This is a genomic window from Geotalea toluenoxydans JCM 15764, from assembly GCF_001311985.1.
GTDB lineage: Bacteria > Desulfobacterota > Desulfuromonadia > Geobacterales > Geobacteraceae > Geotalea > Geotalea toluenoxydans.
In genome coordinates this window covers 1-537 of the sequence record NZ_BBCJ01000075.1, presented here as the reverse complement: position 1 = coordinate 537, position 537 = coordinate 1, and the positions used below count along the sequence as shown (strand labels likewise).

At 48.0% G+C, this 537-nt stretch carries 2 protein-coding genes; both read left to right on the top strand.

Annotated elements, in window-relative coordinates:
- The coding region (locus tag JCM15764_RS20760; RefSeq protein WP_243689567.1) for a hypothetical protein at positions 1–225 on the top strand (225 nt) is incomplete at its 5' end.
- A gap of 62 nt (positions 226–287) precedes the next feature.
- Positions 288–537 (top strand): beta/alpha barrel domain-containing protein (locus tag JCM15764_RS20755; RefSeq protein WP_243689566.1); only part of this gene is annotated, 250 nt, incomplete at its 3' end.

Genomic DNA, 537 nt, shown 5'->3' with positions numbered 1-537 from the left:
ATTTCAGGGCAGGAAATAGAGCATAAAGTGCTCTCGACAGTCAAGGAAGCCCGCCTTGCTACAAAGCTGCCTATAATGGTCAAGCTGGGAAACAATTATACAAGTCTTCCGCATACTGTGCATGGGCTGTCAAAGGAAGGCGCCAATGCTGTGGTGCTGTTCAACCGCTTTTTCCGCTTTGATTTCAATCTTGACACGATGCGGCTTACGGGCGTCCAGCTTTAAGTTCGGAAACCGAATATCACGAAAGCCTTCGTTGGACTGCAATTCTCTACAAACGGGCAGGCGTGGAAATTGTCTCGTCTACCGGCATTCATACAGCAGATGCAGCTGTCAAATGCATACTCGGCGGCGCCAGCGCTGTGGAAGTATGCTCAATAATCTATCAAAAAGGATGGAAGGCCATTACAGCGATTCTCGAAGAAATGGATTCGATCGTTGAATCGATGGGATATTCCTCTCTTGATGCGATACAAGGCAAGCTTTCCGCTGCAAATGCCGAGAGGCCGGAAGAATATCTGCGATTGCAATACATCA